This is a genomic window from Shewanella psychropiezotolerans (assembly GCF_007197555.1).
GTDB lineage: Bacteria > Pseudomonadota > Gammaproteobacteria > Enterobacterales > Shewanellaceae > Shewanella > Shewanella psychropiezotolerans.
In genome coordinates, this window is sequence record NZ_CP041614.1 from 4812362 (window position 1) to 4825471 (window position 13110).

General features: G+C 45.7%; 7 protein-coding genes and 1 pseudogene. 2 read left to right on the plus strand and 6 right to left on the minus strand.

Features of this window, described 5'->3' with window-relative positions; translation table 11 throughout:
• Positions 1 to 4: 4 nt before the first annotated feature.
• Both malQ and FM037_RS21045 read right to left on the minus strand, forming a co-directional pair.
• Positions 5 to 2199 (minus strand): annotated as a pseudogene (gene malQ, locus FM037_RS21040) (4-alpha-glucanotransferase).
• A gap of 809 nt (positions 2200 to 3008) precedes the next feature.
• Complete coding sequence (locus FM037_RS21045) at positions 3009 to 4175, minus strand: porin (protein WP_144047616.1); 1167 nt, start codon at positions 4173 to 4175, stop codon at positions 3009 to 3011.
• A gap of 124 nt (positions 4176 to 4299) precedes the next feature.
• Here FM037_RS21045 and FM037_RS28635 point away from each other — a divergent pair, with 124 nt between their 5' ends.
• A complete protein-coding gene (locus tag FM037_RS28635; protein WP_185976878.1) occupies positions 4300 to 4458 on the plus strand; it encodes a hypothetical protein in 159 nt (52 codons plus the stop codon).
• A gap of 323 nt (positions 4459 to 4781) precedes the next feature.
• Positions 4782 to 5930 (plus strand): L-threonine dehydrogenase, encoded by a 1149-nt coding sequence (yiaY, locus tag FM037_RS21050; protein WP_144047617.1) that lies wholly within the window; start codon positions 4782 to 4784, stop codon positions 5928 to 5930.
• Positions 5931 to 6242: 312 nt separating this feature from the next.
• Here yiaY and FM037_RS30005 read toward each other — a convergent pair whose 3' ends face one another.
• From FM037_RS30005 to FM037_RS21065, 4 genes are all read right to left on the minus strand, one after another.
• Complete coding sequence (locus FM037_RS30005) at positions 6243 to 7442, minus strand: cation:proton antiporter domain-containing protein (protein WP_267874797.1); 1200 nt, start codon at positions 7440 to 7442, stop codon at positions 6243 to 6245.
• Entirely contained in the window at positions 7442 to 8293 is an 852-nt protein-coding gene (locus FM037_RS30010; protein WP_267874799.1) for a cation:proton antiporter, read from the minus strand. Before FM037_RS30010 ends, FM037_RS30005 begins: the two co-directional genes overlap by 1 nt.
• Before the next feature lie 154 nt (positions 8294 to 8447).
• Entirely contained in the window at positions 8448 to 11567 is a 3120-nt protein-coding gene (locus FM037_RS21060) for an efflux RND transporter permease subunit (protein ID WP_144047618.1), read from the minus strand.
• A 177-nt stretch (positions 11568 to 11744) separates the two neighbouring features.
• A complete protein-coding gene (locus tag FM037_RS21065; protein ID WP_144047619.1) occupies positions 11745 to 12923 on the minus strand; it encodes an efflux RND transporter periplasmic adaptor subunit in 1179 nt (392 codons plus the stop codon).
• Positions 12924 to 13110 lie beyond the last annotated feature (187 nt).

Sequence of the window (13110 nt, forward strand, 5' to 3'; positions counted from 1 at the left end):
CTCCCTAGCCTTCTGAGTTTCTCGCCGCCCTTATCTGCTCTAGCAGGAGCTTCACTCGTGGAGATTCCTTTATAGCCGAGAGGCTAATAGGCAAGCGTCGCTGCCAATTGGGATACTCATGCCAGGTTCCAGGGATATTCACGCTGTGTATGTCGCCAATGAGATCGCTAAGCTGCACGCTAAATAAGGCCGAACGGCTCATGGCTGAGGCACTGATCCAGGCCTCAAGTAGCGCCTCAAACTCCAGACTGTCGACGGCGGTTTTATCGATACAACCAAGACTCATCAGCAAGCTAAGCAACTGCTGTTTCTCAAGCTCGCGGCCGTTCAGCGCATCGCCCAAGGCGTCATCATTATCGATAAGCTCAAGTTGACGTCTTAGATGCAGATCGCTGGTAGACCACCACGCGGCTAAGTTAGGCACATCGTGATTGGCCAGCATCATTAAACTGTCTTGTTTATGTTTACTGGGACTCATGAAACCATTGCTGTGCTTACAAAAATAGAACAGCTGATTGGAATAGATTCCCGAGGTTCGCAGGCGCTGATCCATCTCGGGGGAACCAGACCGAGATCTTCTCCTATGATGCAGCACCTGGCTCGCCAGCTTTCCAGACATAGAATGGCAAAAAGACTGTCGACTGGGTAATACACATAGGCTCCCTGCCCGTTATTCTCATCCAATGGGCACCACCACATTCTCAGCAAAGACATCACGTGATCGATTCTCAATGCACCACAGTGACGCATGTTGGCTCGAAGTATGGAAATAACATATTGAAAATTATCTTTTTTCATTGATCGTGGTTTTAAGGGAGACAGGCCCCAGTTTTGTCCCTGAGGCGCAAATGGATCCGCTGGTGCTCCGATACTGGCACTGAGGCAAAATTGCGACGGGTTTTGCCTGACTTCAATCCCTTCTGGGTTAGCGCCCACGGCGAGATCCCGTATCAAGCCTAATGACATCCCAGCTTGCTTGGCACTCGCCTGGCAGGCACAGACTTGCTCTTCGGCAACAAACTGTAAGAAACGATAGAAGTTGAGATTCTTGGGTAAGTCATCGGCAGCTCTCGCCGACTCAAGCTCGACAAATTGAGTCAGTGCTTGCCCTTCTCTATGCACAAAATCATCGAATGCTTGCCTCCTGACCAATGTTTTTTTAGATTTTGACTGACTAAAGGATTGATACAAATGGATAAAGGCGCGATATTTAAGCTGGGTCAACTGGGGATAATCCAGCCAATTGTCAATATTGATTGCGCGCCTTAGACTCTCAAACTCATCTGACTGCAACTTAGATTTTACTTGGGCATACTCAGGAACACCTTGAATATGAATATAGAGGGGATTAATTCTGCGTCTGTCACTGGGACTATACGGGCTCACCTGTTCTGGCTCAGCGATATCTAAGGCATGCAGCGGGTTCAACTGAATAAAATCTCCCCCATGCGCGGCCACCAACTCGATAATTTCAGTTAAATTGCCAAAATCTCCAATACCCCACTGACAGTCACTGCGTAGCGAGTAGAGCTGAATACTGAGCCCCCAAGGACGAGGTTGAGCCTTCGAGACCTTGTCTTTATCTGGATTTATGTCTGAATCTATATCTGAGAGTCTAAATGCTTGTCTTGGGGCCATCATGACGATACCCGAATACCTGTGTATCCCCGCGATTAACTCGGCGCAGTGATAGCCTAAACCCAACCTCATCTCAGGAGAATCAGCTTGCGACCCGACACAGGGCTCTGTATTCACCTTGGCATCTTCTGAACTGACAGGTGTTAGCTTCAGCAAGGATAAGCGATAGTGTAAGTATTGAGTCTTGCCGATGTGATAATCACCGACTATCTGCATATCGGACGGCAGCACGCTAAGACTGAATAAGCAGCCCGACTCACTTAAGATCCTCAGCGTCAATTCATCTTGATAACCATAGGGCAGATACAAGCTAACCTCAGGCTCATCCAGATAGGTATGCTGAAAACCATGAAGCCCTAAGGTCCATGGTTTAGCATCGAGTTCATGAATACGCCGCTCCAGATACCCTGCATCGATTTCACCTCGAGTATCAACTAATTTATCCAGCATGCACCTCAATACTCCCTCCCTGTCCTGAGCAGGGATACGGATATTCTGACCACTGAAATTGATAAACTCGGCACCGACGCCCTGCAGATACAGTAACTTTTCCAGCCCCATACTCGTCGTCCTTATACGAAATAAACATACCAATACTCATTGACATTCACGGCAACAGAAAATACCAAGATGAGGTACATTCATGTCAAACAGATGACAGAGAGATTTTATTTAAAATAAATGAACTTAAACATAAGTAGACTACTTATAATATGTAAATAGTAGACAACTACTATTTACATATTATAAAAAGCACTCTAAAAACAAATCACCCGGCAATAAATAGAAAAACAAATTCAGAATCAAAGTACACATAAAGAGCATTGACCAATAAATAAAATTCATAGGCTATTTTTATTATCATTATTAAACCAAGTCAATGTATTTCTGTAATAAAATTACGAAAACACATTTTAAATTTAGAAGGGACAAGATTAAACAGCGAAGAAATACTTGAGAAACACAATTAAAATCAAAATCTTACAAGGTAAAGCATCAAGAAAAATCGAAGGTGGAAATTAATTTCAGTGCTAATACTGAATAAGGATTAAGTTAGTCTTATATTTACTTAAGCTATAAGCTTATAATTAAATATATATGAACTCACACCTAAATAAGATGAGAAAACTCTTTTCATTACAAAAAACAATACCACTTACAACACAGAACCAATAAAAATAAGGCTTATAATTAAAAGAGGGATGGGAGTATAACCATTTTATATGAAGTAGCGCCCCCTTAATAGATAACGCTATATATTAATACTAGCCATTAGTCGAACAATCTAGATATAAACTTAATAATACTTTAGCCATAAAACCGCTTACTTTTAATATAGCGAGTAGATAATGATTTATTTTAAGCAGACGTTAAAACTGCCAGTCTTTAGAAAAATCATATCTAAAACCTATACTCCATGAGTCAAAGTCATTTAGGTAATCATAATCTTTGGCTAGATACTCAAGGTGAAAACGTAAGCTATCATCTGGTTGCCACTCCAGAGTGGTGTTATAACCATCATACCTTTGACTCAACAGTGCTCCTCGACCATCGTCAAAATCAAAATAGCCTAGCTTCACTCTGAACTGCTCGCTAATTCGATAAGCCGTGGAGACATCGAGAGTGTGACCACTACGGTCTTTAGAAATGGCATCCCTTTGGTAACTTTTATCTTGATAGGCAGCGGCTAAATATAATCCATTATTAAAATCTTGAGCTAAAGATACCGCCCAGACTTCATCTTCCCCCGTTGTGAAATTACCCTCGATACTATCTTGCATTAGATAGGTCACAGCACCATGAAAGCCACTTTGGTCGTAACCTAAACCTAGGTTAACCAGATCGGCACCATTACTGCCGCTTTCACCATCAAATTGAGATGCAGCGAGCCAGCTAAATCCACCGGTTTGAAGTCGATATGTGACCATATTGTTGACAAAGAAAATACCTTCTGCATCATAAGAGAAAGGACTATTTGCATGATTGAAAATATCCACATACTCGGCGATTAACAGGTATTGTGGCGGTCTCTGTTTTCCCACAGCGACTCGGCCATAAGGACCACCGACTGCGACATAGGCTTTCCTGGCTGTGCCAAAGTCGCCATTATTGGAGATATCAATCCCCCACTCACCATGTAACTCTGCAGTCCAACCCGGCATAAACTCATTGGTTGCTTTTATCCCTGCACGGGAAAGTGCATCCCGAACATCCCAGAAGGTTTCAGCATCTTCATCAAAATAGCCGAGAGTGGGTCGCATGGTGGCATAGACACTTAATGTATTATTGAGTGGCTTCTCAGGCATGGTGGAAGGCTCGGCCTCTTCAACTTTTGTTACTTGCTTCATACTAGCTTGCTTGGCTTTTTCAGCCTCTTGGGCTTGCTGGGCCTTCTCAAGCGCTAACACTTGTTGCTGAAGTTGCTCTATTTGCTGCTTCAACATCTCTAAGCTACTGTCTGAATCTGCAGCTACCGCATTAGAGGTGATCACAGAGAAAAACGTTAAGATAAGGATAATCAGAAATATACTTCGCATAAAACCTAACCACGTAAGCAGGCGATAGAAAAAGTATAGACTATACTTTTGAACATAAAACCTAGAGGTTATCAGCTTATTTATATTCGTTTACGCCCACCCTGCTCAACTAGGAATCGATACAATGAAAATCAGAACAACATTTTCTGTTGCCTCTGGCGTCGTCATCTTGATCCTAGTTTCCTTACTTTCAATATCTACCGATATCGCCGTTAAGAACACCTTAGAGGAAAAACCCAAGCCTCTATCGAAGATAATGCTTCTTTACTCGCGGCAGGGATAAGCAACTGGCTTAGCGGGAAAAGTTCTCAGAGAACCAGATAGAGTCTAATATTCAACTTATCGAAGAAGTAAAACAGCGGCAGTTGCTGCTCAATAAGTTCACCGTGTAAGCCTTTCTCCTTTATCGATGTAATCACAGACAGACTAATTCACCACCTTTGTCATAAATTTACAGATTTAGTTGCCCAGATCTAAGTTTGTAACACTCCTTCCCCTGTCTAATCCACTTTTTAGAGTCAGATCACACCTTTCCCTGTTTAAGATTGGTAATTTGGTAACCAGAAATGATAACAACTTTTAACATTCGAGCATAAAGGTGATTTTATGGCTGCTAAATTTTATATCCCATCTGTCAATGTGTTAGGCAAAGATGCCGTCGACGATGCCATAGGTGATATCAAGACCTTAGGTTTTCAACGCGCACTCATTGTTACCGATAAACCCTTAGTAGAGATTGGCTTAGTCGGTCAGGTCGCAGAGAAGTTAGGCGCCGCCGGTATCGTGACAACCATCTTCGATGGCGTACAACCAAACCCAACTTGCGGCAATGTCGAAGCGGGTCTTGAGCTACTCAGAAGTAATGACTGTGACTTTGTCGTCTCTCTCGGTGGTGGCTCTCCACATGATTGTGCCAAAGGTATCGCCCTCGTTGCGACTAATGGTGGCAGCATCAAGGACTACGAAGGTCTGGATATGTCCGCCAAGCCACAACTTCCACTGGTTGCCATCAATACCACAGCTGGCACGGCGAGTGAGATGACACGTTTCTGTATCATCACAGATGAGGCCCGTCATATTAAGATGGCAATCGTGGATAAACACACGACTCCTATCTTATCTGTCAATGACCCAGAGTTGATGCTGGCGAAACCTGCTGGACTCACTGCGGCAACCGGTATGGATGCACTTACTCACGCCATCGAAGCCTATGTGTCTATTGCCGCAAACCCAATCACAGATGCCTGCGCCATCAAGGCAATAGAACTGATAAAGGCTAACCTGATCGAGGCGGTCGATAATGGTCAAAATATCGATGCCCGTGACCAGATGGCTTATGCCCAGTTCCTGGCTGGAATGGCATTCAATAACGCCAGTTTAGGTTATGTGCATGCCATGGCTCACCAGCTAGGCGGCTTCTACGATCTACCACACGGGGTTTGTAATGCCCTCTTGCTACCCCATGTTCAACAGTACAATGCACAAGTTGCCGCGCCGCGCCTAAAAGACGTAGCTAAGGCAATGGGCGTAGATGTATCAGCCATGAGTGATGAGCAAGGTGCGACAGCAGCAATTGAAGCCATTAAAACACTGGCTACAGCGGTTAAAATCCCAGAGAATTTGACTAAACTGGGTGTCAAAGCCAAAGATATCCCAACATTGGCTGATAACGCTCTGAAGGATGCATGTGGCTTTACCAACCCTAAGCAAGCAACACACGCAGAAATCTGCCAGATCTTCACCAATGCGCTCTAATGCGAGAGTGATTGGCTCGTAAGCAGTCAGTCATTTATAAGCCTATCTCCGGATGGGCTTTTTATTACGAAAAACGGTCAGATACAAGATGACACGTATGATAAACATTCAGTGCCATTGTAAATAGGTGAGATTGATTATTCGAGATGGTAAATTTGTGACTTATCTCTAGCAAAGGCTTATACACTTGTTATAGAGTGGTGAAAGTTAGCTTTTTCCCTGCAAAGAATCAGCAAACTGCAAGGCCCGCTCACTTTTTAAGTGAGCGGGCCTTGCTTATTTTTACGGGCTAATACACTGAAATAATAAGGTTCAGACTAGCTGATTCAGTTTCTTGCTCTCATGCATCTTGAGCTCTACCTCTTCGATAAGCTTCTCGGCATCGACTTCCGAGATCATGCCTTCATGGGTCAACTCCTGGATCTTTTTACGTTCTGTATTGAGCAATATCCTTAAGGCCAGATAGGACTCTACCCGCTCAACCAGATGGGGCGAGTCCTTACGAAAATCATTTAAGGTTTTATCGGCAAATTGATTAACCAGGCTGACTTGCTGCAATACTTTTTCCAGCTGAACAGCCTCTAAAGACAAGCTAGGAGCGAGTTCAAGAATATAAGCACTCGCCTCATACAAGCCTCTGGCACTCTCGAAGGTAATGACATGCTGCTTGTAACTCGCGGCCCGTGCATAGCCTCCTATTATCGGCATTTTTGCACACTGATTCGCCCATTTAGGAATATGCCAATGTTTGGTAATGGACGGTCTGGGCCAAATCTGCGGCGTCCCATCTAGCGCCTTCTCTATTGCGCCGATTAAGATGTGGGTTGCATCTTGGCTAAGGAGACCCTTAGCAAATTGATTCCAATAAAATTGTCGCTCAGATTCCAGTAGTTTTCTTTGATACTCCACCTGAGTATCTATGCTTTCTTCCTCCTTATAGGGCGTCGCTACGGTGATAATATTGCGATCGACCATCGACCAATTAACCGCCTTCAGATGTTCATCTTGTTTAAGGCTCTCCCTTACCTTGGCTATTTCATCGGAGATCTTATGCTGCACCTTAGCAAAGGTCTTCTGCTTGGCCTTCGGCAGCTTGTCCAGCCCAAGTTTTGCCATCACAAAACGCATACTCGAGCCGTTGACCACTATGGTGAGGACCACTATACCCGCGGTGAGAAACAGCACCTGATCCCGTAGCTGAATGTCTAAAGATTCATTCGTCGCCACGATTAAGGCTAATGCTAATGAAACAGCCCCCCGCAAGCCCCCCCATATCAAGACGATTGATTTCTCCTTGGTCAAACCTATGCCTATTCTGGCTAAGATCGGCATAAAACCGACGATCACCATGGTCCTGATGACCAGTATTCCGGCAAAGATCACCGCTAAGTATTGCCAATTAGCGAGATCGGCGAGTCCGAGTCGAGTCGATATAACCAGACCCACTAAGATAAATATCAAGGTGTTAAATAGATAAGATAAGGTATGCCAGAAGTGATGCAGGTGCTCCATCACTTCGGGGAGAAACGCGTTCGACCAGGGCCTGCGTATATGAGTGCCAGTGTGACCACACTCACCACACCCGATGCGTGAAATACATGCTCAGACAGATAAAATACCAGATAGGGCAAGACCAGCGTCAGTGCGATCTCTATTAGGCTGTCATTAAATAAGGAGCCGATAAACATCAGGCTGATTGCCGCGACAACGGCACCGATAAGCACACCTATACTAACGACCCGAGTAAATTCACCTATCACGTGCATGAAACTCAACTCGGCCTGTGCCTGAGTCGCTAGCCCCAAAAATAAGGTAAACAAGACGATGGCGGTACCATCATTGAGTAATGACTCCCCTTCGATCAGCGTTTGCAGCCGGGCTCTTGAGCACATCTCTTTTAGCAAGGACACCACAGCAACCGGATCCGTAGCGCTGACAATCGCACCAAACATCAAGGCTGTTCCCACCGACCAGTGCCAAGGTAGAACGCTGAGACTTAACAAGGCTGTGATCCCAGTGCAGAGCACCATTCCCGGGATCGCCAACAGGGCGATCTGGGAAAACATACGCTTAAACAGATGAACTTCTAACGAGAAAGCCGACTCGAATACCAGAGCCGGTAAAAAAATAAACATGATAAGGTTAGCGTCTAACTGACTAGCAAGCAGAAAGGATGATTTAAGTTCGTGCAGGAAGGGGCTATGAACTTCATAATCCAACACAGAGCCAATCAACATTCCTAAGACTAATAGGGCCACAGAGTATGGAATTGCCGTATTTTTCAATAGCCTGCGTAACAAGATCCCTAATATTATCGCTACCACAAAAAATACTAACAGCTGTAAGGTCATTTGCATGTGCATACGCATCACCTAGGCATTAGTACCGTCTATTAAAAGTAGCTCTAAATCATCAATTAATCACCCTAACCGCATATGCGGGCCCACAAAAAAAGGCTCAGGATTTGAGTCCCGAGCCTGTTGGCTTATCTTGTTGCCGTTTAAACTTAGACTTAGCCTATTCGGCCTTAGCCTTAGCTTTAAACTTCTCCCGCATCGTTTGCATCATCACATAAAAGACAGGAACTAATAGGGTTCCTACGATAGTGGCCGCTAACATACCGCCAAATACCGAATAACCCAAGGCGCGTCGACTTCCCGCACCAGCACCTGTGGCGATAATCAGAGGTAAGACCCCGAGCAAGAAGGAGAAAGCGGTCATCAATACCGCACGGAATCTCAATTTTGCAGCCGTCTCACCTGCCTCGAGAATACTCTTGCCCTCTTCACGCAGCTGCTTAGCAAACTCCACGATCAAGATGGCATTCTTACACGCCAGCCCAATCAAGAGCACCAGACCTATCTGTGCATAAAGGTTCAAGTCTGAGCCCATCAACCAGATATTGAGGAAGGCCCCCAATATCGCAATTGGCACGGCCAGAATAACCGCGAAAGGTATAGTCCAGCTCTCATACTGAGCCACTAAGAACAGATAGGTAAACACCAACGCCAGGGCAAAAATCAAGGGCGCTAAGTTACCCGCCTTGATCTCTTGGTAAGTCTGACCTGTCCATTCGAAGGTATAACCCGTAGGCAGAGTCTCATTAGCCGCACGCTCCATGGCGGTAATGGCGTCACCCGAGCTGAAACCTGCTGCGGGGAAACCATTGATGGTGGTCGAGCTAAACATGTTATATGAGGTCATCACATCAGGACCCAATATCGGAGTCACTGTCACCAGTGTACTCAGAGGGATCATCTCCCCGGTGTTAGAGCGGACATAGAAACGCGAGATATCTTGATCAGAATTACGAAATTCTCCTTCGGCCTGCAAGATCACCCTAAATACCTTGCCGTAACGGTTGAAATCGTTGACGTACATGGAACCCAGCATGGTCTGCATGGTTGAGAAAATTTCGTTAAGGGAGATACCTAACGCCTTGGCCTTGTCTCTGTCTACATCCACATACATCTGCGGCACATCGGCACGGAAATTACTGAATGACATGGCGATTTCAGGCTGTTCATTGGCTTTCATGATCAAGGCTCGCATCACAGAAGCTAGCTCCTGAGGCGTTCGTCCCTGAGTATCCTGCAACACAAATTCGAAACCACCGACACTACCCACACCAGGAATTGGTGGCAATGAGAATGCCATGGCTTTCACCGAAGGATTAGCCGCATACTTGGCCTGCAACTTGGTCACTATCGCCGCTTCCACCATGTCGGGAGTATCTCGCTCCTCCCAGCTGGAAAGTGTCACGATCATCAAACCACCATTGGAGGCAACCGAACCGGATAGGATACTAAAACCACTGGCATGGATCACATTCTCGACCCCAGGCTCGGCTAATGTTAATTCAACAAGGTCTCTCATCACCTCTTCGGTACGGTTAAGTGACGCACCATCCGGTAGCTGAATATCCACCATGAAGGCCTTCTTATCTTCCATTGGCACGAAACCTGAAGGCAAGATATTAGCTACGCCTCCCGTTACGGCGAGCAGGCCTACATACACAACTAAGACTAAGGAAAGCTTACGAGTCAGGGATGAAACCAACTTCATGTACTTGCCAGTCACACGCTCAAAATGTTTATTGAAGGTGGCATGAAAGCCTTTAGTATGCTTCTTTGGCCGTCTAAGAAGGGAAGCACACAGAGCCGGGCTTAATGTCAGGGCATTGATCGATGAAATAAGTACCGAGATACATATAGTCACAGAGAACTGGGCGTACATCTGACCCGTGATCCCAGGCATCACAGCCGTAGGGGCAAACACCGCCAGTAATACTAAGGTGGTCGCAATAATAGGCCCTGTGACCTCTTTCATCGCTTTAGATGTCGCTTCTTTCGGTGACAATCCCTCATCTTCCATCAAGCGAGTGACGTTCTCCACCACCACAATCGCATCATCGACCACAATACCGATAGCCAAGATCAGGGCGAACAGAGATACCGTATTGATGCTCATGCCAAAAACCAGCAAGAAGGCAAATGTGCCGATAAGAGACACTGGGATCGCGATAGCAGGTACCAGAGTCGAGCGTACATCCTGCAGAAAGATAAACACCACTAAGACCACGAGTGCAATGGAGATAAACAGCGTTTGCACTACCTCCTTGATCGAAGTTTCGACAAACTCTGTGGTGTCATAGAGAACTTCATATTCCAGGTCTCTAGGAAACTGCTTCGACAATTTGTCCATCTCGGCCTTAATTGCCGCACCAACCTCTAATGCATTCGCATCGGGTGATTGATAGACGGCAATGATGGCAGAAGGTTTATTGTTCAGTCGGCCTTGGGCATCATAAGTCTGAGAACCAAGCTCAACACGAGCTACATCACCGACGATAACTTTAGATCCATCATTGTTGGCGCGGATCATCACCTCACGAAATTCTTGGGGATCCTTCAAACGTCCCTTGGTTTGCAATGTGTATTGGAACTGCTGCTCCGGATCCACTGGGGCGGCGCCGATACGACCCGCCGCTACCTGAATGTTTTGCTCCTGTAGTGAGGCTATGACGTCCGATGCCGTTACCCCAAGACTGGCCATCTTATCCGGGTTCAGCCAGATACGAATGGCGTAGTCCAGCGCTCCGATCACCTGAACTTTAGACACACCATTTTGACGCGCTAAAGAGTCGGTAATATTGAGTCCGGCATAGTTGGTGATAAACAGAGAATCGAACGTCTCATTGGGGGACACCAGATTCACCACCATCAAGATATTCGGGCTCTGTTTCTCAACCTTTACGCCCTGGCGCTGAACCTCAGCAGGTAGCCTAGGCATGGCCTGCTGCACTCGGTTCTGTACTTTCACCTGAGCCATGTCGGCATCGGTACCCACATCGAATGTCACACTCAAGGAGTAGCTACCATCGTTGGCGCTCTTAGACTCCATATAGAGCATGTCTTCGACGCCGTTCACTTCCGCTTCCAATGGCTGAGCTATGGTGTCTCTGACGATATTGGCGCTAGCACCGGAATAACTGGTCGACACATTAATCTGAGGTGGTGCTATCTCAGGAAATTCTGACACAGACAAGATCGGAATAGAGATCAGGCCAACAAGTGTCAGTACCGTCGAAATGACGAAGGCAAACTTTGGTCTGTTGATAAAAAATTCACTAATCATGACATCCCCCTGCCATCTTCAAGGCAAACATTTGATGTGGGCAAAGGCAAACTTAGGGCCAAGCCAATAAAAAATTCACTAATCATGACATTTCCCTGTTAGCCAGTGACAAAGGCAAACTTAGGCTAATTTTAGAGCCACCAATAAAAAATTCACTCATATACATTTAGTCCTACTTTACTTAGCATCGCTGGCAGTGGGTGTAGCTTGAGTATCTTGAAATGGCACGATTTCTTGTTCGACAGCATTCACCTTGATACCCGGACGGATCTTCTGTAAGCCATCGACTACGATACGCTCGCCATCTTCAAGACCGCTAAGCACACGCCAGTCGATACCGAAACGCTCACCAAGCTCGACGATGCGCTTTTCTACTTCATCTTGATCATTGAGCACCATGACGAAACGTCCCTGCTGATCTTCCTGTACTGCGGCTTGAGGAATGAGTAAGGCTTTCTCTTTGATGGGGGATTCGATTATCAGAGTCACAAACAGGCCTGGCAGCATTAACTTAACATCGTTCTTGAAAGTTGCTCTGATGGGTAAGGTTCCCGTCGCTGCATCGACTTTATTACTGATGAAATCGATATAACCCGTCTCGTTAAACATGCTGCCATTAGGCAGACGCAGGCTTATCACGATATCTGAGATCTTCACCTCATGTTTTGCCGCCTGTGAGAAATTCTGCCGTGCAGAGATAAGCGTCTTCTCTGCAACCTGAAAGTTAACCCACATAGGTTGCAGCTGAACCAGGTTCGCCATCTCTGAATTTGGCGTAATTATGTCTCCGGTACTGACCTTAGCATTACTGATACGACCGGAAATAGGTGCGTAGACCTTGGTGTAACTAAGTTGTAACTCGGCCCCTTGCACGGCGGCTTCGGCTTGTACCACACCTGCTGCAGTGGTGAGCTTACGTGAAGTTAACTCATCCATATCTTGAGCACTGATCATTCCATCGGGAAGCAGTCTTCTGCCACGTTCCCAATTCATTACCGCCACATCTCTCGATGCTAGTGCCTGCTTAAGCACCGCTTTTTGCTGAGCTAACTCGGAAATATAATTGGCAGGGTCGATCTCAAATAACAGATCGCCGGCACTAACGTCATCCCCCTCAATAAACGCACGCTTGAGTAATTGACCCTGGATTTGAGACTTGATGGTGACATCTTCAGATGCCCTGGTACGTCCTACTATCTCAGACTTTGACTGAATTTCTTTGGTATTAGCCGTATTGACTATCACACTGGGAAGCATTGGGGCTTGAGGCGCCGGAGCCTCTCCACAAGCCGTGAGTTGCACTGTGGCGATGAAAAGAGCGCACCACTTAAAAATTGAAACGGTTCTGGCCAGCATTTAAGCCTCCGGTAAAGTATAGAAATTTAATTTTTATCGAGAAATTATAAGCAGATAAATGCGGCATTAATAGCTATTTACAATTTTATTTCATTTGCATCACATTTCATTCATCACTAAGTGTTCACTCACTGCCTCCTTTGCAAATTGAACAACATATAGCAATACATATGTATCCAAAGATTTT

What these genes read in the sequence shown, in the direction of transcription:
- FM037_RS21065 (WP_144047619.1), bottom strand. Translation starts at nt 12,923, where the DNA reads ATGCTGGCCAGAACCGTTTCAATTTTTAAGTGGTGCGCTCTTTTCATC.
- FM037_RS30005 (WP_267874797.1), bottom strand. Translation starts at nt 7,442, where the DNA reads ATGGAGCACCTGCATCACTTCTGGCATACCTTATCTTATCTATTTAAC.
- yiaY (WP_144047617.1), top strand. Translation starts at nt 4,782, where the DNA reads ATGGCTGCTAAATTTTATATCCCATCTGTCAATGTGTTAGGCAAAGAT.
- FM037_RS21045 (WP_144047616.1), bottom strand. Translation starts at nt 4,175, where the DNA reads ATGCGAAGTATATTTCTGATTATCCTTATCTTAACGTTTTTCTCTGTG.
- FM037_RS28635 (WP_185976878.1), top strand. Translation starts at nt 4,300, where the DNA reads ATGAAAATCAGAACAACATTTTCTGTTGCCTCTGGCGTCGTCATCTTG.
- FM037_RS21060 (WP_144047618.1), bottom strand. Translation starts at nt 11,567, where the DNA reads ATGATTAGTGAATTTTTTATCAACAGACCAAAGTTTGCCTTCGTCATT.
- FM037_RS30010 (WP_267874799.1), bottom strand. Translation starts at nt 8,293, where the DNA reads ATGCACATGCAAATGACCTTACAGCTGTTAGTATTTTTTGTGGTAGCG.